Below are 22,818 nucleotides of genomic sequence, written 5' to 3'. Positions count from 1 at the left end.
CCAGAAAGCTTGAATCTGTCGTCTTTTTTAAATCATCTATAAGATAATTTGTGTTTACAACATCCGGTAATAGAGATAAACTAAAGAAACATAATCTTCATAATTATCCAGTATATTATAGCTCTTAGGATCTACAACTAGGTAATCATCACAAGAATAAAAACAAATATCAATTAACGATACTAATAATATTTTATATTTTTTAATTTTAAAAGTTTAAGTTAACTCCTAAGGTATATGTTGGCATAATTACTGCTCCTCTGTTGTTTTGATTATTCCATACTTCAGGATCTAAGTTATTTCTATTAGAGGCCCATCTTAATGGATTTTGGACATCAAAAGAGAATCTTAATCCTGAAATTTTCATTTTATCCAATATTACATTTGGTAAGTTATATGCTAAAGCTATATTTCTTAATTTAATATAATCTGCTTTTTGAACATGTATGTTGGCATATTTCCATAAATCAGTAGCATTATCATCAGTAGCTTTATAAGCGGGAGATATATAAATATCTTCCTCATCACCAGGCTGTTTCCAGTAGTTTAAATTTATTCTATCTAAATTATTATTTAAATCATAAGGATTTGAAAATGATGGATAAAACCCAGCAGCAACGTCTCTTTGTACATTCCCTCCATAATAAACCAAAAGGAATGAAAATTCAAATTGTTTATATTTAATCTCGTTGGAAAGAGACATGTGGTATGGTGGATTGTAAGTTCCTTCGTGTATTAAGTCATTGTACTCCAATTCCTCTAAAGTACTTACAATAGTTCCATCTGCCTTATAAGCTGTTGGAGAACCTGTTTCATCTAAACCTGCATAATTAATACTATAAATACTATTAAAAGGTTTTCCCTCTCTAGCTTGCAATCCGAAATATGAATTTACACTTGTTTCTGAAACAGAAAGCTCTTTAATTTCATTTTTATTATAACTAAGCAAATAATTAGCACTCCATTTAAAATCTGTATCATCTATAATTTTTGAATGCAATTGAAACTCAAATCCTTTATTATTCATCGAAGCATAATTCTCAGTAGCATCATTTACTAGATTTCCAATTAAATTAGTAGTTTTCTTATTATAAAAATCAATACTACCTGAGATTCTATTTGAAAACAAGCTATAATCTATAGCAAAATTAGTGCTGTTTGTTTTTTCCCATCTTAAAGCTTCTTCTACTGTATTAATATTATCTGGCGGGGATACTTCGAATATAGTATAAAGATCACTTTCTCTGTAGACATTACCATTTATTCCATATGTAGATCTAATCTTTAGTAGATCTAACCAAGGTATAGAGTCTGTGTTTATTCTATAATTTGCACCTATAGACCATAAAGGACGGTATTGGTACTTTGAATTTGTTCCATATAAATTAGATTGATCTACTCTAATACTAGCATTAAATCTTAAATTACCATCAAATTCATATGACCCATTTCCATAAAAAGAAACATATTTATCGTCTATATAAGTACTAGCAGGATCAACTCCCGTAAATTGAAACGTTCCATCATAAGAATTCGTCCCTAAAATCACACTTGATCTTAATGTTGCTTCATTTACCGCAGAAAAAAACAATCTATCATTATCGTAACCATATCTAGCAAATCCATGGGTCGTATTTATTACCTGTCGTCTTTCTGCTCCAATAAACACATTTACATCATGTTTTTGTTTGAATAGATTATTATAATTAAGTTGTGCTTTTAATGTATATGATTGTTGATTAATAGTCTTTTCTATCACTCGTCCTCCATACGGAATATTAAATATTAATTTACCGTCTTCAAATTGTGAAGCATCGTTGATTAATTTACGAATTAAATAATTTTCCTCACTTGAAAAATCCTTAGTATGAGAATTGCCTATTTCTGTTTGCCCTCTTAATTCTAAGTTCAATGATTTTGTGAAATCAAATTTCCCACCAATATTTATATTAATATAAGGGTTTTCATAAGTTACTTGATGGGTTTTTAACTCCTTTAAAGGATAGTACGTTTCATCTATCAATCCAAGTGAATTTAACCTATTTACTTCCTCACTACTTTTGATATATTCCCACTGAGATAGATCTCCGTTTTCATCTTTAAGAGTCTGAAAAGGAAGCATAGATCCGCCCAATAAATCCAATCCAGAAATACCTGTATAGTTATCAGAACTATTGTAACTACCAATAACACTTAAATCTAAATCAACCCGATCGGTTAATTGAAAACTGTTTTTTGTATTAAAACCAATTCGGTCTACAGAATTATTTACCTCATTAGACCCTGTAGTAGTAAAATTTAAAGCTAATGAATATTGATGCTTATCAGACCCGCCTTTCATAGAAAAATTATGTTGATAAGTTATTTTATTAGTTAACAATTCGTTTTCCACTTGCTCATAACCATCTACCCCTCTAAGCCTATCTATTTCTGAATTAAAATACTCTTCAATAATATTTCCATCTTCTCTATCATACAATAATTTACTCACTTGGTTTTGCGCCAATGCAGAATTTTGTCTAACATTACTATCGTATGCCTTATCAAAAATATACATTTGATAATCAATAAATTCAGATGATGACATTAAGTTTGCGTACGAACGATCTGGTAGAGGTGTTAATTGTCTTGTAGATGAATAACTAAATGTTGGTCCCCCCACATAACCTCCTTTGGTAGTAATAACAATAACCCCATTGGCAGATCTTACACCATAAATAGAAGTTGCTGAAGCATCTTTTAATATAGTAATATTTTCAATTTCTTTGGGATTTATCGCTTCTAAATCTCCTTCATAGCGTACACCATCTACAACGATTAAAGGAGTATTATCAGCTGAAAAAGTAGCACCTCCTCTAATAACAGGAGTTCCCTTATACAAAGACAAACCATTTGCTGCACCTTCTATTCTTGATAAAATATTAGTTTGAACCCTGTTTTCAATTGCCTCAGCATTAACTGTAGAATATGAACCCGTAGACTCCTCTTTAGATAAACTATGGTATCCTGTCATTAAAACTTCATTTAAATTCGTTAAATCTTTTTTAAGAACTACATTGATTACTGCCTGCTTACCCACCTTAACTTCTTGAGTTAATAAACCTCGAAAACTAAATACAATAATTATATCTTCACTGCTACTACTTAGGCTTATCTCGTAAGTACCATCATCTTTGGTTGTTTCACCAGGTGTATTTTTTTCAAAAACATCTACTCCAGATAAAGGGACACCTTCTTCATCAGTTACTACACCTTTTACTGTACGTGTTTGGTTAATATTAATTGATTTAGATTTTTCTTGAATTACAATAGTATTACCTTCTGAAAAACCATATATAAACTTACCTTTAGACAAACTCATATCTAAAAGGTTTTTAGCTTTAAAAACACCTTTTTTAAGAACTACTTTTGGATAACCATTAAACAAATCTGATTTATAAACAAATGAATAACCTGTCTGACTTTTAACCATATCAAAAATTTCATTCACAGAAACAGTTTTATCTTCCTCAATTGTAATTCTTACATTTTTAGAAATTATATCGATAGGCTTAAAACCTAAAATGGTAAAACATAATAATAATAATAGGGCTATTCTCATAATAAAATTTCGAATTCTTTCTTTCTTTATAAAGAATGTTTTTTTTGTGAAATTAATATTCATAAATTTGTTGGTATTAGTTATTCATTTAATTAATATATTTATTCTAAGGGATGAAGTTAATTTACTTTGAGCGGTATAAACTTCGTCTCTTTTTTATTCTAGAACTATTCTTTTACCATATACTTTATAATTCAGATTAATACTTCTTTTAATAGGTTCTAAAACCTCTTCTAAATTCATACTTTTACTTAAGACACCATTAAATCTTATATCTTCCAGTTTTTTATTTTTAATAATTATATCTACATCATACCATCTAGATAAAGATTTCATAATTTCTTTCAATGGCTTATCTCGAAATGAAAAGATTCCTTCCCTCCAAGCTATTTCATTGTATACCTTAACAGTCTTAACCTCAATAGCGCCTCCCGAACTACCTATAACAGACTGAAATCCAGGATTTAATTTTTCTTTAAAGAATTCATTTTTCACAGACACTTTACCTTCTACTAAAGTGGTATACACATTTACATCATCACCGTAAGCTTTTATATTAAATTCTGTACCCAAAACTTCTACTTCTTGCAGTCTAGAACGAACTTTAAAACGTGTTCCTTTATGGTTTTTACTTGAAGACACATCAAAAAAAGCTTCTCCATATATAAGCTCAACTTCTCGTGTTATTCCCTCCTTAAAACTTACTGGATATTTTAATTTTGAATCTGAATTTAACCAGACTCGAGTACCATCTGCCAATTCAACTTCAAACCTACCTCCTCTTGGTACGGTTAAGTGGTTATATAACACTTGATTCTCTCCTTTTTTATCATATTTAATTTGCACCCCATTACTAGTTAACTTAGCTGTTTTATAAGGTTTTCCCTTTTCTAACATAATATCAGAGCCATCATCAAGAGTTAAAATAGCCTTATTAGTACCTGGGATTACTGCTTCTGCAACTGTGTTTTTTATTCCATTTTGTTCTTGGTTATTTATTAAATAATACGATAATGAAAATGTCAAAACTATTACAGCTGTTGCGGCATATTTAAACCACATCGAAAGAGGTTGTTGCCTAGGCTTTTGTTTCTCTATAGCATCCCAAAGTTTATCATATGCTTTGTCTATATCTGGTTTATTTAATACCGTATGAACAGCATAATAATCTTTTATATAATCTTTAAAAACCTGTTGATTTTTCTTTTCTTTTAACATCTCTTTGAGTTCTACTAACTCTTTTGAAGAGATTGTATTAATTATGTATTTTATTGTAAGTTTTTTCAACGTTTTATCTATTTCAGTTTAATTTATACAACAAATACGCTAATTTATTATTTTACCCTTAGTCTTATTTCATATTTTTTTTAGCATATTTGTCTTTTAATCAAAAATTCTAAAAATTAATTTGAAAACTCTCTCTGACGACACTATATTAGCTAAAAGCATTAAAAAAGGCAGTAGAAAGGCATTTAGTATATTGTTTGATCGTTATTATAAAAAACTTTTAGATTATGCCGTTACCTATACTCACGATTTACATGAAGCAGAAGATATTGTACAGCAAACATTTATAACACTTTGGAATAGAATAATAGATTAAAAATAAATACTGAAAAATCTATTACCAGACAAACAAGTTTCATAACCAACCGTTTTTAGACGTTGAGAAATGGTTTGTTCATTTGCTTGCATATGAACTAAATCTCTTAGATCTTCACTTTTCTTAGGACTAGGTATAAAGTCCATAAACTCCAGCTCTATTTGGGCTTCTTCCTTTTCTTCAAAAATATCAGTAAATGTTCAAAAAGCTAAAGAGTTTATTAAGCCAATACAATCTAGATTAGATTTTACAATATAAGCCGCTACTGGTAAACGATCATGCATTGGATCTCTTGTGTTCCATTCTGTTAAGTGAATTTCTACGTCTGGATATTCACTTTTAGCTATGGTTTTATTTAACCATTCTAAATCTAGTTTTAATGATTTTGCAAAACGTGTTAAAAACAGCTTCTGAAGCTTCATCATCTGTCGTTTCTCCATCAAAACAAGTATCTGGCACATAATTACTCGTAAAGGCCCTCCTACTTTTAATCTATTATCTACGGAGCGTACTGCTATAACAGACTGCTTGTACAACTCAAAATACTGAGATTTTGTTCCGTCCCAAAATAACTTATATAAATTAGGCTCGTTCCATACTTCAAAGTACCAAGTAAGTACTTCATCAATTCCGTATCTATCCACATAATGCTGTGTAAAAGCTTTTACCAAATCATGCCATTTTTCAAAAGAATCATTTGCTGGCGTAATATTTGCCTTCCACCAGAAAACCGTTTTAGAATTTTCTGCTGCCATACTTGTTGGTAAAAATGCAAGTTCAACAAATGGCTTCACCTTTAAATCTAACAAATCATCAATATATTTCCAATTGTAGACCGTTTTTCCTTTTTCAATAATTACTGGAAACATATCATCGTGAAAAATTCCATGAAAACGAACATATTCAAATCCGCAATTTTCTTAAGCTTGTTCTAATTGTTCTAACCAACCATCTCGTAAACCTTCATTAGCACGTCCGGATCCAACCATTTTACTCCAAAAATGATCAAATTTTTCGCCCTTTGAATTGGCATTAATATTAGTTGATTTTACGTTATTATTTTCAAAAAAAAGAACATATAACTTACTTAATTTTTGAGGGCTAATTTTTAGCTTGAATTTATCTTGAATTTTAACATAACGTCTAAAGCTTTCCTCTTTTTTATGACCTGTAATATTTTACAGTCTTTCGCTGTAATTAACATTCTTACTGACATTAACCCTTCTTTATTGACCTTATCCTTTCTTAAATAAAATGAAACTTTCATAAATATACAATTTGATACAAATATTCAAAATAGGGCAATTAAAAGGGCTACCTATTTAAATAAAATTTGATTAAAATTGATTTCAAATGAATTAATTAAGCTATATTATATAGTATTTAAAGAGATTAAACACGTTTAAAAAATAAGGTACTCCTACCTTGAGCACAGGTTAAAAACCGTAATTCATTTAATACAAAATGATTACGGTTTTTTTTATTAAGTGTATTTCCGACATAGTAACGAGAATTAAACAACAGATTGCTCATAATATCCTGAAATACAATACCCAAGCAAACAATAATACCGAACGTTTGTAAGAAAATAATAATTTAGATATTCTGCTTTCTGAGATTCATCAACCAAAGAAAAATCTTTTTCTAACAAAGTAAAAACAGCTTACTCCTTCTGTTTCGATATCGAAAAGTATTGTGCTACCATTTCTTGAATATCACTTTTACTTGCTTTGGATATTTCTTTATTGAATATATGCTGATAGTTTTTTTCAAATTCTAAAGATCCAGCTTTAAAAAGCTGCTGATTTTCTTTAGAAACGGTATGATATAAATTATAACACTTTAGAAGAAATCGCACTAAAGTACAAAATAACAGAAATCTATCATTTAGCAGCCATTCTTTCTACCAATGAAGAAAAAAACCATGAGTTTTACACTAAAAGAATTTTTTAATTCAATGAAAAAGACCTACTTAAATTTTAGTATTACATTTAAGCCAGATTTCAGGTAAAAAATTGCAAACTCGTGGCCAGAAAGTATCGATGATTTTCCTGCAAGAAGAGATCCGAACTGGAAGCCACTATTCGATTTAGATAGCATGCCTAAAATAATGATATAAAAATTAAAAGAAAAATACATAAGTACTATAAAATAAAACAGATACCATGTACGGAAGCATAAAAGATAATTTACAGAAAGAATTACAAGCCATTAAAGACAATGGTTTATTTAAAGAAGAACGCATTATTTCAACCTCACAAGATGCCGTTATAAAGGTTTCTACAGGAGAAGAAGTAATTAATTTTTGTGCCAATAACTACTTAGGCTTGTCTAATAATAAAGAAGTAATTCAGGCTGCAAAAGACACATTAGACTCGCATGGTTTTGGTATGTCTTCTGTTCGTTTTATTTGTGGTACTCAAGATATTCATAAAGAATTAGAAGCTAAAATAGCTGAGTTTTTTCATTGTGAAGACACTATTTTATACGCCGCAGCATTTGATGCAAATGGAGGAGTTTTTGAACCTTTATTATCAAAAGAAGATGCTATTATTTCCGACTCCTTAAACCACGCTTCTATTATAGACGGAGTTCGTTTGTGTAAAGCAGCTCGTTACCGTTATAACAATAACGATATGGTTTCTTTAGAAGAGCAGTTAATTGAAGCAAACAAACAAAATCATCGTTTTAAAATAATTGTAACCGATGGTGTATTTTCTATGGACGGCGTTGTTGCCGAATTAGATAAAATTTGCGATTTAGCAGATAAATATGATGCTTTGGTAATGGTAGATGAATGTCATGCTTCTGGTTTTATTGGTAAAACAGGTCGTGGTACAATAGAACTAAAAAATGTACTTGGCAGAGTAGATATTGTTACCGGAACTTTAGGAAAAGCTTTAGGTGGAGCAATGGGTGGTTTTACTACGGGTAAAAAAGAAATTATAGAAATGTTACGTCAGCGTTCTAGACCTTACTTATTCTCTAATTCTTTAGCTCCTGCCATTGTTGGTGCTTCTCTAAAGGTTTTTGAAATGTTAGAAAACGATACTTCGTTAAGAGATAAATTAGAAGAAAACACCAATCATTTTAGATCTAAAATGGAAGCTGCAGGTTTCGATTTAGTTGGTGCAGATGCCGCAATTGTACCGGTTATGCTGTATGATGCAAAATTATCTCAGATTATGGCAAACCAATTATTAGAAGAAGGTATTTATGTAATTGGTTTTTTCTTTCCAGTAGTACCAAAAGACAAGGCAAGAATTAGAGTTCAATTATCTGCAGCACATACAAAAGAACATATTGATAAAGCGGTAGCTGCTTTTATTAAAGTTGGTAAAAGATTGAATGTAATTAAGTAATAGTATTTACACGAGTTTGTTTAAAACAGTAGTATTTATTAAAGGTATAGAGCACTTTTAGAATAAGCAATCCATACAAAGATTGATTTTCTTTTAGTGCTTTTTAAGTTATAAATACGTTTCTATATTCTCGCTCGTAATAATATCTATAGGCAATAAGCTTTTAGCAGGTATTTCTTTATTAAAAAGAAAGAAATCAACTAAATAATTCAGACCTAAATACACTTGTTTTTTAGGGTTTTGATGGATTAAGAAATCTATAACGTTCTCTTTTAAATATTGAATATTCTCTTCCAATAAATCATAGCCAATCAGTTTTACATTATTCAAATTTTTACTTTTAATAAATTCCGCAACTTCATAAACTTTAGACGTGGTCACAAAAATAGCGTCCGAAGTAAAAGAATCAGAAAATATAGAATCTAAATTATTTGCTAGGTCAGATTGTTTAGAATTATGGGTTACAATTTTATAATCAGAATTTTGTATTTCATCAAAATAATCTCTGAAACCTTTCTCCTTTTCCTGCATGTGAATAGAATTATTAAAATCTTCATCGACATGAATAATATCTATCGTAGCATTTTTTTTGATAATCATTTGTAGCAAACCTGCAGCTATTCTTCCACTTTTAAATAAATCTTGACCAACAAAATTCTTAGTATTTTCAATTTCTAATTGGTTGTTAAATTTGCTAACAATAATATTTTTAAGGGCATATTTATTAATAATACCTACTGTTTCTTTATAAAATAAAGGCGCCAATAAAACTGCATCTGGCGATAATTCTAATACTTTATTATTAACCTCTACAAAAGAATGTACATTATTAGGATGAAAAAAGAAAGGCTCTATAAAAACACCAAAAGATGCAAACTCATTTACTGCTGCTACAATACCTTCATAACATGGCAACCAAAAAGCATCTTTAGTATAATCTGGTAAAACAACACAAATGTGGTAATCTTTGGTGTTTTTTAGACTTCGGGCAAGCAAATTTGGCTTGTAGTCTATTTCATTTAAAACAGTAGTTACCTTTTCTAAAGCTAATGCAGATACCTTGCCTCTTTTATGAATAACTCTATCTACCGTTCCTTTAGATACACCTGCTAATTCTGCAATATTTTTAATAGTATATTTCTTCATCAAAGCAAATATATACCTTTTTGTTTCAATAATTGTGTTCGAGCACATTTTATTACTATTCTCTTGGTAACACAAAATAATATATATATTTTTGTTTCAATCAGAAAGCATTGTAACTTAATAAAAACAATAATACTGACTAAATATCAACTAATTATGAGTGAGAAAAATAAACCTACACTAGTTATTTTAGCAGCAGGAATGGGAAGTCGTTACGGCGGATTAAAACAAATGGACAGTTTTACCAAAGAAGGAGATACTATTATAGATTTTTCTCTTTATGATGCAGTTCATGCTGGTTTTGGTAAAGTAGTTTTTATCATCCGTAAAACATTCGAAAAAGAATTTAAAAATATTTACAACACAAAATTAGCAGGTAAAATAGCCGTAGAATATGTATTTCAAGAATTAGAAAACGTACCTGAAAAATATAGAAATCCAAAAAGGGTAAAACCTTGGGGAACAGGCCACGCTTTATTAATGACAAAAAATGTAATAAAAGAAAATTTTGCCATTATAAATGCTGACGATTTTTATAGCAGACAAGCTTTTGTTGCCATTGCAGAACAGCTAAGAAATACAGATAAAAATAGTTATGATTTTAGTATGGTAGCTTATTCTTTAAAAAATACAATTTCAGAAAACGGTTATGTATCTAGAGGAGAATGTACCGTTGATGAAAACGGTTTTTTAACTGATGTTACCGAAAGAGTTAGAATTGAAAAAATAGTCGGAATCCTAAAAAGTGAAGATGATAACGGAGAAATGGTTCCTATTGATGAAAATACGACTGTTTCCATGAATTTCTGGGGTTTTACTCCTAAATGTTTTGAGTTTGGAGATGCACTATTTTTAGACTTCTTAGGAAAAACGAAAGAAAACTTAAAAGCAGAATTTTATTTACCAACCATTGTGAATACAATGTTGGCGTCTAAAAAAGCATCTGTAAAAGTACTAGAATCAGACTCTAAATGGTTTGGAGTTACCTATAGTGATGATAAGAAAAAAGCGCAATTAGAGATTAACAAACTGAAAGAAAGCGGAGTGTATCCAAATAAATTATGGAACTAATATGAAAACAGAAACGATTATCTCTATTTTTAACGAGTTCGACCATCAATTTAATTATAAAAGTCATTCAGAATTAAATTCTGGGCATATAAATGATACTTTTTTAATAAAAACAGATGGCAATACTAATTACATACTCCAAAGAATCAATCAAATTGTTTTTAAAGATGTTCCGGGGTTGGTAAACAATAAAGTATTAACGAGTAATCATATTAGAAGCAAATATCCAAACGCTTCAGACGAAGTCTTAAATAAGACAGTTTTAAGCTTTATAAAAGAAAAGAATAGTAATTCTTATTATCACAAAGAAGGTGTAAATTTCTGGAATGTGATGATTTTTATTGACAATAGCGTGACACACGAAATTGTAAAAGATAAAGAAATTGCCTACGAAGGCGGAAAACTTTTAGGAGACTTCTTAAACTTAACATCAGATTTTGACAGCAGTCAATTAATAGATGTAATTCCTAATTTTCATAACATACCTTTTCGCTTTAAGCAGTATGCTTCTTCTATACAAAGCGCTTCTAAAATCCGCCTAACAAAAGCAGCAGATTACATACAAATAGTAACAGATTTAAAGGAAGAAATGCATATTCTTCAAAATTTAAAAGATGCAGGTGAAATTCCTATAAGAGTTACACATAACGATACAAAAATATCTAATTCGCTATTTACACAAGAGAACAAAGGCATTTGTATGATAGATACAGACACCGTAATGCCAGGTATTATTCATTATGATTTTGGCGATGCTATTAGAACAATTTGTAACACAGCCGCAGAAGATGAAACAGATTTGTCTAAGGTAGAATTCAATTTAGACTATTACAAAGCATACGAAAAAGGTTTTTTAGAAAAAACAAAAGATACCTTAACAGAAAAAGAGTTAAAATATTTACCCTTAGCCGCAAAAACAATGATTTTTATAATGGCATTGCGTTTTTTAACAGACTATTTAAACAATGATATTTATTACAAAACAAATTACCAAGAGCATAATTTAGACAGAGCAAAAAATCAATTTAAATTGATAGAGAGTTTTTCCAAAAAATTATAATTAAATTCCAAACTTTGAAATCTATTAAACAACACAAACTAATTTAAATCTTATGAGCACGACTACTAAATCTCAAAACAACCTAGTCCCAATTATGATCATTGGAGGACTCTTCGCTATTTTCGGTTTTGTTACCTGGATAAACGGAGCGCTTATTCCATTCATGAAAACCATTAATGAACTTACGGAAACTCAGGCATATTTAGTAGCTACAGCATCTTACATTTCATTTGTAGTAATGGCATTACCTGCTTCTTACATCATTTCTAAAACAGGTTATAAAAATGGTATATCATTAGGTTTAGCAATTATGGCAATCGGTGCATTGGTTTTTATACCCGCCGCCGAAGCACGTACTTATTGGATGTTTTTATTAGCTATTTTTATTCAAGGAATTGGAATGACTATTTGCCAAACTGCAGCCAACCCTTATATTACTATTTTGGGCCCTATTGAAAGTGGTGCAAAACGTATGGCAATGATGGGAATTGCAAATAAAGTTGCAGGCGCTTTAGGTTCTATCATTTTTGGTGCGTTATTATTATCTGGTATAGATGATGTAAACGAAAAAATAGGAAACGTTTCTGCTGATGAAAAAAATGTTCTTTTAGATACCATGGCAGACAGTGTGCATACACCATATATTGTAATGGCTGTTGTCTTATTCATTTTTGCTTTTCTAATTAGAAAAGCTGCATTACCTAATGTAGAAGCTGCAGAAGAAGAGGCGTTAACAGATGGAGAGTCTTCATCAACTAAAACCATATTTCACTACCCACATTTGTGGATGGGGGTTCTAGCTTTATTTGTGTATGTTGGTGCAGAAGTAATTGCTGGAGATACCATTATTGCTTACGGAATTTCATTAGGCATACCAGCTGCAGATGCAAAATTCTTTACTACATACACCTTAATGGCAATGGTTGCAACCTACGCTTTAGGTGTCTTATTAATCCCTAAATATATACAACAAAAAACAGCGCTTGTTATTAGTGCTATTTTAGGTATTATTTTTAGTGTTCTTATAATATCTACCTCAGGGTTTACCTCAGTTTTATTTGTTGCAGCTTTAGGTGTTTCTAACGCATTAGTTTGGCCAGCAATTTGGCCATTAACTTTAGATGGTTTAGGTAAACATACTAAAACAGCTTCGGCACTTTTAATTATGGCTATTTCTGGAGGAGCGATAATACCACCATTGTATGGTAGAATTGTAGAAGCAAATAAACACGAATTAATTACCAACGGCCTGCAAGAAGCAGAAGCATTAGCAACTGCAGCAACGGGCAGTTATTGGATCTTAATACCTTGTTATGCTATTGTTTTGTTATTCGCCGTTTGGGGACATAAAATAAAAAGCTGGAGTAAATAATTATAAAATTCAAACCTAACAAACTACATATTATGTTAAAAAGTACTATAGACAAAGCGACAGGTTTCGAAAAAAGATTCGAAAATATCGGAACTATCGTTTATGAAGATTCTACATCAGCCTCAAAATCAATTGCACAAGAAATTGCAAGTCTTATTAAGGTAAAACAATCGCAAAGACAGCCTTGTATTTTAGGTTTAGCAACAGGTTCTTCACCGAAAGGATTGTATGCAGAATTGGTAAGATTACACAAAGAAGAAGGTTTAAGTTTTAAGAACGTAGTGTCTTTTAATTTAGATGAATATTACCCAATGGAACCAGATTCTATAAATAGTTATGTGCGTTTTATGCAAGAACAATTGTTTAATCACATAGATATTTTACCAGAAAACTGTCATGTACCAGACGGAACATTATCAAAAGCAGCTATAAGAGATTATTGTGATCAATATGAAGCAAAAATTGAAGCTTTAGGTGGTATTGATTTGCAAATTTTAGGAATTGGAGGAAATGGTCATATTGGTTTTAACGAATCTGGATCGCTTCAAAATTCTAAAACAAGGTTGGTTGCCTTAGACCACATTACAAGAGTAGCAGCTAGTGGAGATTTTTCTGGTTTAGAAAACACACCAAGAACTGCAATTACTCTAGGTGTTAAAAAAATAATGGAGGCTAAAAAAGTCATTTTAATGGCTTGGGGAGAAAGCAAATCTAATATTATAAAAGCTTCTGTAGAAGATGAAATTACTAGCTTAGTACCAGCCTCTTACTTGCAAGAGCACAGAAATGCAACTTTTATTTTAGACCAAGCAGCAGCTTCTAAATTAACAAGAATCAATACGCCTTGGTTGGTAGAAAAAGTAGTTTGGACGGATACGCTTACTAGAAAAGCCGTTTTAAGTTTAGCCCTTTATTTGAAGAAACCAATTTTAATGTTAACAGATGCTGATTACATAGAAAATGGAATGAGTGATTTGTTAGCAGACTCAGGTCCTGCGTATGATATCAACATAAAAATATTTAACAAATTACAAAATACTATTACCGGTTGGCCAGGTGGAAAACCAAATGCAGACGATAGTAAACGACCAGAAAGAGCAGAACCAGCTAAAAAACGTGTCTTAATTTTTAGTCCGCATCCAGATGATGATGTCATTAGTATGGGTGGTACTTTTAAGCGATTACACGAGCAAGGACATGAAGTACATATTGGATACCAAACCTCTGGTAATATTGCCGTTGCAGATGATGAAGCTTTACGTTTTGCTAGTTTTGTGTGTGATTATAATGATAAATTTGGAATTGATAATTCTGAAGCCAATGCAATATACAAGAAAGCTGCAGACTTTTTAAAGAACAAGAAAGCGAGTGAAATAGATACACCAGAAGTTAGATACATTAAAGGGTTAATTAGAAAAGGGGAAGCAAGGGCAGCCAGTCATTTTATAGGTTTACCAGATACTCAAATTCATTTTATGGAATTACCGTTCTATGAAACTGGAGCGATAAAAAAGAATCCAATTGGAGTTGGAGATGTACAAATAACAGCAGACTTGATCGAAAAAATTAAGCCGCATCAAATTTATGCAGCTGGAGATTTAGCAGATCCACACGGAACTCATAAAGTATGTTTAGATGCCATTTTTGCAGCTGTTAGAGAACTAAAACCTAAAAAGTTTATGAAAGACTGTTGGGTTTGGTTGTACAGAGGTGCATGGCAAGAATGGGGAATTGATGAAATAGAAATGGCAGTACCAATGGGACCAGACCAAGTTCTAGAAAAAAGAAAAGGAATTTTCAAACATCAATCTCAAAAAGACGGAGTTGTTTTTCAAGGAGCAGATAGTAGAGAATTTTGGCAACGTGCAGAAGACAGAAATAGAGAAACTGCAGAATTATATGACCAATTAGGTTTATCTCATTACGCAGCTATGGAAGCATTTGTAAGATGGCATTATTAGAAAATCTATTACTTTAATACCAAAATAAAAAGAATCAAATTATAAACCTCAACTGTAAAAGTTGAGGTTTTTTTTATTCAATATTCACAAGTGATAATATTTTTGAAAGCTAGTGCAAGCGTCTCGCCCGTACCTTTTAAACACTTATTTCTACAACTGATATATTCTATCCATTAAAACCCACTTCTCCCCTTTTTTAGCCATCGGAAGACCTTGTTGGTATTTCCACATGAGCGCTTCCCATTCTTGTACTTTTACATTGTTCTTATCAAGTTCATCTTTCTCTTCAAAAGAAAAAGAAGCATCCACCTCCATGATCATAAATAACCGATTGTGTACATTAAAAATTTCTAAGTTTAAAATACCTGCATCAACGATACTTTTTGTGATTTCTGGCCAAATTTCTTGATGATATTTTTTGTACTCTGAAATTAGTTTTTCATCATCTTTTAAATCTAAAGCGAAACAATATTTTGTCATTTTATTTATAAATTTTCATAATTACGAATCCCATAAACTGTTATAAAAAAAGCACTTTTAATAAATCGAAATCAGTAAATTTCTAAAAATTAAAAGTGCTTCCTAGCTGTATTTAAACTATTTTATCTGTATTGTGCATACACAACTTTAGTTTGAAGATATTCTTCCATACCATGTTTACCATCTGCACCACCTAAACCAGATTTTTTCCAACCTGCGTGGAAACCTTGAATAGCTTCAAAATGCTCTCTATTAATATACGTTTCTCCGTATTGTAATTCTTCTGCAGCATGCATTACTTTGTTAAAGTTTTCGGAGAAGATAGAGGATGTTAATCCAAATTCTGAATCATTTGCCAAGGCAATAGCTTCATCTAAAGTACTAAATTTCATCACTGGTAAAACAGGACCAAATACTTCTTCTTGCATAATTTGCATGTCTTGTCTTATATTGGTTAATAAAGTAGGTTGATAAAAATACCCTTTATTAAATTGTGGAGATCTAGATCCTCCAACCAATACTTCTGCACCTTCTTTTTTGGCAAATTCTACCATTTCAGATACTTTATCTAATTGATCTTTAGAAACCAAAGCACTCATATCTGGATTGTCATCAGAAAAAGCATCTGCTACTGTTACCGCTTTCATTTTAGCAGTTACCATTTCTAAAAATTGGTCGTGAATAGATTCTTCTACATACACACGTTCTGCACAATTACATATTTGTCCGCTATAAGTAATCCTAGAGGTAACAATCGCATTAACAGCCAATTCTAAATTAGCATCTGCACAAACAATTGCCGGTGCTTTACCACCTAACTCTAAAGAAACCTTTGTAATGTTTGCAGAGGCTGCTTCCATAACTTTTTGACCCGCAAAAACACTACCCGTTAAACTGATAATACCCGTTGTAGGACTCTTACTTAAAGCATTTCCAACAATAGGACCAGAACCACAAACTATATTTAAAACACCTGCTGGCAATTCAATTTTTTGAATCATTTTAGCCCATTCCATTATGGTATTTGGGGCAATACAACTTGGTTTAATTACGCAAGTATTTCCCGTAATTAAAGATGCTGCTACTTTTCTTGCCATAACAAAAAATGGCCAGTTCCAAGGTAAAATACCTACAGCTACTCCAATTGGGGCTTTGTGTAAAAAGATATGTTCTTTACTACGGTCACTTTGTATAATTTCTCCTTCTATTCTTCTTGCAAAACCTGAATAATAATCAAAATAATCTGCGGTAACATCTATTTCTACTTGTGCCAAACCAATTACTTTTGCTTGCTCTGAAGCTAAAGTTTTGGCTAAAAATATTCTGTTTTCACGAATAACGTCTGCCATTTTATTTAAATAATTGGCTCTTTGAATTGCAGGAAGAGATTTCCAAGCATGATGCGCATTTTGAGCGGCATCTAATGCATTATTAGCATCTTCTACACTACCGTGTGGTATGGTAGAAAGAACTTCTTCTGTACAAGGATTTAAAACTTCTGTTACTTCTGCTGAAGTCGATTTTACAAATTTTCCGTTGATAAATTGTTGAAATTGCTGCATAATATATTTTATTAGTTAGTGGTATTTTTAATGAAGAAGTAAGAGAAAATCATGGTGAACTTCCGTACTTCTTTCGTCCTAGTGGTATTGGTGGTTAAAGCCAATAGGCAAACTTATAAATATATCTGATTAAAAAATTTATCCATATTATGCAATAAAATGTATAATTTAAACATAACTATAAAATAGAAATAAAAAAAAACACCATACCTCTTTATTTGCAACAGATAAAGACGCACTTACAAAAAACACCACGTATCTATTTATGTATATTTACCAGATTTATAAATTCCAGGTGTTAAACCTGTAACCAATTTAAATACTCTAGAAAAATGATATCTATCTGAAAAACCTAAATTAAAAGCCACATCTTCTATTGTTTTATTGGTATGCTCGAACAACTCACAAGATCTTGCAATTTTTCTATTCTGAATAAAGTTATGCAACGTAATATGCATTTCTTCCTTAAATAAGCGCGCAAAAGAATTAGGTGCCATATTTACAATAGCTGCAATTTCTGTGTTGGTTAGTTTCTTACTGATATTCGCCTCAATAAAACGAATCACTTTTAAAACACGGTCATCTATATTAATCGCTTTCCAAAGCTCTGGACCAATATTAGTCAACACTTCTTTAATAAATGCCTGCAATTTTAAATTAAAGGTCAATTTAAAATCTTTATTTTCTATTTTTAATCTTTCTGTAAGATACTCTAATCGGTCTCTTAAATAATCTGTTACTTCAATTTCTATAATACCCGGATATACATTATCGAAAGGAACCCCTAAATTAAAATGGATAAAAAAATGAATTAAAGAGGATTCTAAATAATCTTCTTCTTCATAATCACTTGTTAAATGCCTACCAGAAACATGGATGCCATCGTTATAAACATGTTTTTTAGAAAAACGAGAGGAAAAAGAAGTAAAAGGTGGAATTATATACAAAGTATCTGGTGTCATTTTATATACATCTTCTAGATGAATTAATTCACCGCCTTCATTTCTATTCCAATAAATTCTCCAAAAAGGAAAAATCATATCATGGCAATCCCATAAATTTAACAACCAATACCTACAACACAACAGTCTCAATTTTAAATCTATAAAATTTTGATAATTAGAAGAAGGGTCTCCCAATGCTATGTTTTTTGAAAACGTCAATTAGTGAATTGTTTAAATTAGATACAAAAATACAGATTTTGAATATTTAATTACATGTCATTCGTAAATATCTTTGTGATATCAAATTTACTAAATATTATGAAAACATTAAGCCTTCCATCAGAAGTAGAGATAGAATTAAAAAAAGTATCAACCGTTGCCGGTTATTTATGGCAACGTGAATGGGCAGAAAGAAATGCAGGAAACATATCAATGAACTTAACTTCATTCTTTAAAAAAGAAGAAGTGGAAGGAATTGGTACAGAAGTTCCTTTCGATTTCCCTAAAGAATCAGCTGGTTTTGTACTTTATATTACTGGTACTGGTTGTTATTTAAGAGATTTAGTAGACATGTTAGAAGAAGTTTCTTGTATTCTTTACATTAACGAAACTGCAACAGCTTATTCTATTATTTGGGGTGGAAAAAGACCTAATTTTGGACCAACTTGTGAGTTAATTTCTCATGCAAGTATCCATTTATTTAATTCTATTCATCACCCAGAAAACTTAGCGGTTGTGCATACACATCCACTTGAGTTAATCTGTATGAGTCATCATGAATTATTTGATAATGAAGAAGAATTAAATAGACAAATTTGGATGATGTGTCCAGAGGTAAAAGTATTTGTACCTAAAGGAATTCACTGTACTCCTTACGCTTTATCTAGTACTGCTGCCTTAGCAGAAGTAACTATGGAAGCTTTTAAAACAAGAAACGTATCTCTTTGGGAAAAACACGGAGCAACTTCTACAGCACCAGATGTAATGAAAGCTTGGGACTTTTTAGATGTAGCTAACAAAGGAGCAAAAATGTTAATGATGTGTTGGGCAGCAGGTTTTAAACCAGCAGGTTTGTCTAACGAGCAATTAACAGAATTAGAACAATTTACATAGGACTTAAAAAATTTATATATAATGAGTAGACTTATAGGTAGATTACCAAAAATAGGAATTCGCCCTGTTATAGACGGACGAGAATTAGGAGTAAGAGAATCTTTAGAGGTTCAGACGATGGATATGGCCAAAGCGGCTGCAAAATTAATTGAAGAAACATTACGTTTCCCTAGTGGAGAAAAAGTAGAATGTGTTATTGCAGATACTACTATTGGTGGTGTTGCAGATGCTGCTGCTTGTGCAGATAAATTTAAAAGAGAAGGTGTAGAGGTTTCTTTAACAGTAACACCATGTTGGTGTTATGGTACAGAAGTAATGGATACAGACCCATTATTACCTAAAGCAGTTTGGGGATTTAACGGAACAGAAAGACCAGGAGCCGTGTATTTAGCTGCTGCCTTAGCAGGATATTCTCAAAAAGGATTACCAGCATTCGGTATCTATGGTAAAGAAGTTCAGGATGGTGGAGATCAAACCATTCCTCAAGATGTTTCAGAAAAAATTATTCGTTTTGCAAAAGGTGCTTTAGCCGTTGCTCAAATGAAAGGAAAATCTTATTTATCTATTGGATATAGTTCTATGGGTATTGCTGGTTCTATGGTTGATGTAAACTTTTTACAAGACTATTTAGGCGTAAGAGCAGAATTTGTAGAATCTGTTGAGTTATTAAGACGTATAGATGAAGGTATTTTTGATCAAGAAGAATATGCAAAAGCATTAGTTTGGACAAAAGAAAACTGTAAAGAAGGAGAAGATAGAAACAATCCTGAAGCACAAAAAACGCGTGAGCAAAAAGATGCTGAGTGGGAAAAAGTTGTGAAAATGACTTTAATCTGTAAAGATTTAATGAACGGAAATCCTAAATTAAAAGAGATGGGATTTGGTGAAGAGTCTAAAGGAAGAAACGCTATTATGGGTGGTTTCCAAGGACAACGTCAGTGGACAGATTACCAACCAAATGCAGATTTTACAGAGTCTATTTTAAACTCTTCTTTCGACTGGAACGGAATTCGTCAAGCATATACATTTGCAACAGAAAACGATTGTTTAAATGCAATTTCTATGTTATTTGGTCACTTATTGACTAATAAAGCACAGTTATTCTCTGATGTAAGAACATATTGGAGTCCAGAATCTGTAGAAAGAGTTACTGGTAAAAAATTAACAGGATTGGCAGAAAACGGAATTATTCACTTAATTAATTCTGGTTCTACAACTTTAGATGCAACAGCACAACAACAAGATGCTGATGGAAATGCAACAATGAAAGCATTCTGGGACATTACTAAAGATGATGTTCAGAGATGTTTAGATAATACAAAATGGCCACCTGCTACCGTAGAATATTTTAGAGGAGGAGGATTCTCTTCTAATTTCTTAACGAAAGCAGAAATGCCTTTAACGATGTGTAGAATTAACTTAATTAAAGGAATTGGTCCTGTTTTACAAATTGTAGAAGGTTGGAGTGTTGAGTTACCAGAAGATGTACATAATGTTTTAAACGACAGAACAGATCCTACTTGGCCAACAACTTGGTTTGTGCCTAGAACAACTGGTACAGGATTCTTTAAAGATGTATATACAGTGATGGCAAAATGGGGAGCAAACCATGGTGCAATTTCTCACGGACATATTGGTGCAGATTTAATTTCATTAGCGTCTATGTTACGTATCCCTGTAAACATGCACAATGTTTCTGAAGATGATGTATTTAGACCTAGCGCATGGTCTGCTTTCGGTGAAAACTTAGAAGGTGCAGATTATAGAGCATGTGATAATTACGGACCTTTATATGGTTTCAAAGAATAATAAAACACTTTTTTAACAAGAATTGGCTCTTAATTTTTTTTTGAATTATTTGTTAAGATGCCAATTCTTTTTTTTTATACTGATAAAGTAGCTTCTTTTAAAGCCTATACAATTGTTATAAGCAAACTTTATCCTTTTTAAGCTTCAATAAAATGAAAAACGTAATCGCAGTTATAGATATTGGAAAAACGAATAAAAAAATATTTTTATTTGATGAAAAATTTGACGTTTGTTTTCAGAATTCTACCAAGTTCAAAGAAGTATTAGATGATGATGGTTTTCCTTGTGATGACCTAGAGTCTATTGAAAATTGGATTTTAGAACAAATAAAACAAGTTCAAAATAATCCTAAATTTCTTTTAAAAGCGATTAATTTTTCTACCCACGGAGCCTCTCTTGTATATTTAGATAAGCAAGGGAACAGAATTGCCCCTTTATACAACTACCTAAAACCCTTAGACATAAAAAATTATAATGATTTTTATAAATCTAATGGTGGTGTAGAGGAGTTTTCTAGAACAACTGCTTCACCAGCTTACGGAATGTTAAACACTGGTTTGCAAATGCAATGGATGCAAAAAGACAAACCAGAAGTATGGAAAAATGTAGCATCTATTTTACATTATCCACAGTATTTAAGTTACTTATTTACAAAAGAAATTACCGCAGATTTTACGTCTGTTGGCGCACATACAGCTACTTGGAATTTCGATAAAATGGAATATCATCCTTGGTTAAAGGCTGCAAATATTAACTTACCCGAACCTGTAAACGGAGAAAAAGCAATCTCTACAGAAATTAACGGACAGCAAGTAGCTGTTGGTTCTGGTTTACATGACAGTTCTTCTTCTATAATTCCTATTTTAGAAAAAGAAAAAGGCAACGATTTTGTATTGCTTTCTACAGGAACTTGGATTATTGCTATGAATCCTTTTAGTACTGAAACCTTAACACAACATCAATTAACCAATAATTGTTTGTGTTTTATGACTCCTAAAAAACAACAAGTAAAATCTTCTATGCAGTTTTTAGGACGCATACATGAAGTGTACTTAGATCCATTAAGCGAATATTTTAATGTCCATGTAGACAAACATTTAAACCTTCCTTTAGAAGAAAAATTATGTCAAGAGTTAATTGCTGAAAATGCACAAATTTTTCTAGCAGATGGTATTGATACTAATTTTGAAGCTAATGAAGATTTATTAAAACATTTTGGTTCTTATCAAACAGCGTATTATCAATTAACATTCGAAATTGCTAAAAAAGTAATTGCAGGTATTAATTTAATAACAGATAAAGACAAAACCATTAAAAACATTTATATCTCTGGCGGATTTAATAAAAACAGGATATTCATCAAATATTTAACCTTGTTAAAGAAAGGCATTGTAATTAAAATTTCTGAATGCAAAAATGAAAGTGCCTTAGGTGCTGCATTAATGATGAAATCATACTTATAAACAAAGTTTGTAATACTTTAATTACGACAAACAAGTCGATATTAACCTAATCGATTTTCAAGTAGCCAAACCTACTTATAAGGGAAAAACACCTAACAATAAATTGTTAGGTGTTTTTTTATCACATAGCGACATAGACAATATATCTATCATGCTGAATTTATTTCAGCATTAATACTAGAATGAAAACACACATTTTTGTCATTTCTAACGCAGAGAGAAATCACATAAAGACGCTCTATTTTTTGCTATCACTGCTATGAGATTTCTC

Annotated in this window: 16 protein-coding genes and 1 pseudogene; 9 read left to right on the top strand and 8 right to left on the bottom strand. The window is 31.3% G+C overall.

The features are described 5' to 3' along the window. Window positions 1-208: 208 nt before the first annotated feature. Both H0I28_RS14695 and H0I28_RS14690 read right to left on the bottom strand, forming a co-directional pair. The gene (locus tag H0I28_RS14695; protein WP_218759569.1) at window positions 209-3,601 is read right to left on the bottom strand and encodes a SusC/RagA family TonB-linked outer membrane protein; all 3,393 of its coding nucleotides are present in this window, start codon (window positions 3,599-3,601) and stop codon (window positions 209-211) included. 156 nt (window positions 3,602-3,757) lie between these two features. Continuing rightward, window positions 3,758-4,888, bottom strand: coding sequence for a FecR family protein (locus tag H0I28_RS14690; RefSeq protein WP_218759568.1), 1,131 nt, complete (start codon window positions 4,886-4,888; stop codon window positions 3,758-3,760). Window positions 4,889-5,009: 121 nt separating this feature from the next. Between H0I28_RS14690 and H0I28_RS14685 the strand changes: the two genes are divergently transcribed. Continuing rightward, the gene (locus tag H0I28_RS14685) at window positions 5,010-5,204 is read left to right on the top strand and encodes an RNA polymerase sigma factor (RefSeq protein WP_218759567.1); all 195 of its coding nucleotides are present in this window, start codon (window positions 5,010-5,012) and stop codon (window positions 5,202-5,204) included. Here H0I28_RS14685 and H0I28_RS14680 read toward each other — a convergent pair. Both H0I28_RS14680 and H0I28_RS14675 read right to left on the bottom strand, forming a co-directional pair. Further along, on the bottom strand, window positions 5,201-5,350 hold the full coding sequence (locus H0I28_RS14680; protein ID WP_218759566.1) for a hypothetical protein: 150 nt from the start codon (window positions 5,348-5,350) through the stop codon (window positions 5,201-5,203). The two genes, H0I28_RS14685 and H0I28_RS14680, sit on opposite strands and share 4 nt — an antisense overlap. 54 nt (window positions 5,351-5,404) lie before the next feature. Further along, window positions 5,405-6,112, bottom strand: a pseudogene (locus H0I28_RS14675) (hypothetical protein); the annotation flags it as partial. A 1,257-nt stretch (window positions 6,113-7,369) separates the two neighbouring features. Here H0I28_RS14675 and kbl point away from each other — a divergent pair. Beyond that, window positions 7,370-8,566, top strand: a complete 1,197-nt coding sequence (gene kbl, locus H0I28_RS14670; RefSeq protein WP_218759565.1) for a glycine C-acetyltransferase — start codon at window positions 7,370-7,372, stop codon at window positions 8,564-8,566. A gap of 108 nt (window positions 8,567-8,674) precedes the next feature. On the opposite strand, the gene H0I28_RS14665 is transcribed toward kbl, so the two are convergent. After that, window positions 8,675-9,712, bottom strand: coding sequence for a substrate-binding domain-containing protein (locus tag H0I28_RS14665; protein ID WP_218759564.1), 1,038 nt, complete (start codon window positions 9,710-9,712; stop codon window positions 8,675-8,677). Window positions 9,713-9,868: 156 nt separating this feature from the next. On the opposite strand from H0I28_RS14665, the gene H0I28_RS14660 reads away from it, so the two are divergent. From H0I28_RS14660 to nagB, 4 genes are read left to right on the top strand one after another with little or no spacing between them, the layout of a single operon-like run. Next, complete coding sequence (locus tag H0I28_RS14660) at window positions 9,869-10,783, top strand: sugar phosphate nucleotidyltransferase (protein WP_218759563.1); 915 nt, start codon at window positions 9,869-9,871, stop codon at window positions 10,781-10,783. A gap of 1 nt (window position 10,784) precedes the next feature. Continuing rightward, on the top strand, window positions 10,785-11,843 hold the full coding sequence (locus H0I28_RS14655) for a phosphotransferase (RefSeq protein WP_218759562.1): 1,059 nt from the start codon (window positions 10,785-10,787) through the stop codon (window positions 11,841-11,843). A 52-nt stretch (window positions 11,844-11,895) separates the two neighbouring features. Beyond that, window positions 11,896-13,215, top strand: coding sequence for a sugar MFS transporter (locus H0I28_RS14650; protein WP_218759561.1), 1,320 nt, complete (start codon window positions 11,896-11,898; stop codon window positions 13,213-13,215). Between the two features lie 32 nt (window positions 13,216-13,247). Further along, window positions 13,248-15,176, top strand: coding sequence for a glucosamine-6-phosphate deaminase (nagB, locus tag H0I28_RS14645; protein WP_218732184.1), 1,929 nt, complete (start codon window positions 13,248-13,250; stop codon window positions 15,174-15,176). Window positions 15,177-15,326: 150 nt separating this feature from the next. Here nagB and H0I28_RS14640 read toward each other — a convergent pair whose 3' ends face one another. From H0I28_RS14640 to H0I28_RS14630, 3 genes are all read right to left on the bottom strand, one after another. Further along, entirely contained in the window at window positions 15,327-15,656 is a 330-nt protein-coding gene (locus H0I28_RS14640; protein ID WP_218759560.1) for an L-rhamnose mutarotase, read from the bottom strand. Window positions 15,657-15,778: 122 nt separating this feature from the next. After that, window positions 15,779-17,218, bottom strand: a complete 1,440-nt coding sequence (gene aldA / locus H0I28_RS14635) for an aldehyde dehydrogenase (protein ID WP_218759559.1) — start codon at window positions 17,216-17,218, stop codon at window positions 15,779-15,781. 263 nt (window positions 17,219-17,481) lie between these two features. Beyond that, the gene (locus H0I28_RS14630) at window positions 17,482-18,381 is read right to left on the bottom strand and encodes an AraC family transcriptional regulator (protein ID WP_218732181.1); all 900 of its coding nucleotides are present in this window, start codon (window positions 18,379-18,381) and stop codon (window positions 17,482-17,484) included. A 99-nt stretch (window positions 18,382-18,480) separates the two neighbouring features. Here H0I28_RS14630 and rhaD point away from each other — a divergent pair, with 99 nt between their 5' ends. From rhaD to H0I28_RS14615, 3 genes are all read left to right on the top strand, one after another. Then, the gene (gene rhaD / locus H0I28_RS14625) at window positions 18,481-19,275 is read left to right on the top strand and encodes a rhamnulose-1-phosphate aldolase (protein ID WP_218732180.1); all 795 of its coding nucleotides are present in this window, start codon (window positions 18,481-18,483) and stop codon (window positions 19,273-19,275) included. A 21-nt stretch (window positions 19,276-19,296) separates the two neighbouring features. Further along, window positions 19,297-21,084 carry an L-fucose isomerase gene (locus tag H0I28_RS14620; protein WP_218759558.1) on the top strand — a complete coding sequence of 596 codons (1,788 nt, stop codon included), beginning with the start codon at window positions 19,297-19,299 and terminating at the stop codon, window positions 21,082-21,084. 152 nt (window positions 21,085-21,236) lie between these two features. Beyond that, a complete protein-coding gene (locus H0I28_RS14615; protein ID WP_218759557.1) occupies window positions 21,237-22,547 on the top strand; it encodes an FGGY family carbohydrate kinase in 1,311 nt (436 codons plus the stop codon). Window positions 22,548-22,818 lie beyond the last annotated feature (271 nt).

Origin of the sequence: Polaribacter sp. AHE13PA (genome assembly GCF_019278505.1) — a bacterium.
Classification (GTDB): domain Bacteria; phylum Bacteroidota; class Bacteroidia; order Flavobacteriales; family Flavobacteriaceae; genus Polaribacter.
This window is presented reverse-complemented; position numbering and strand designations above follow the sequence as displayed.